Origin of the sequence: Stenotrophomonas sp. SrG (genome assembly GCF_050031795.1) — a bacterium.
Lineage (GTDB): Bacteria > Pseudomonadota > Gammaproteobacteria > Xanthomonadales > Xanthomonadaceae > Stenotrophomonas > Stenotrophomonas rhizophila_A.
In genome coordinates, this window is sequence record NZ_JBNBBE010001600.1 from 1 (window position 1) to 232 (window position 232).

Annotated in this window: 1 pseudogene; it reads left to right on the forward strand. The window is 75.9% G+C overall.

Annotation, left to right across the window (positions count from 1 at the left end):
* Positions 1-232: pseudogene (locus ACQG3P_RS24765) on the forward strand (cation diffusion facilitator family transporter); the annotation flags it as partial.

Consider the following 232-nt stretch of genomic DNA (forward strand, 5'->3'; position numbering starts at 1 on the left):
CCATGCCGGTCCTCGACGGCGTGGCCACGCTGGGCATCGCCGGCGCCCGCGCCGCCACCGCGGTCCGGCTGGCGCGCGAGACCAAGCGGCTGCTGGTCGGCGAGCCGGCCCACCCGCACGTGGCACAGCGCAGCATGGCCGAGGCCAACACCGATGCGGACCTGCGCAAGGCCAACGGGGGGTCCACCAGGCAGTTGGGCCCGGACCAGGTGGTGGCGATGCTGAGCGCCGA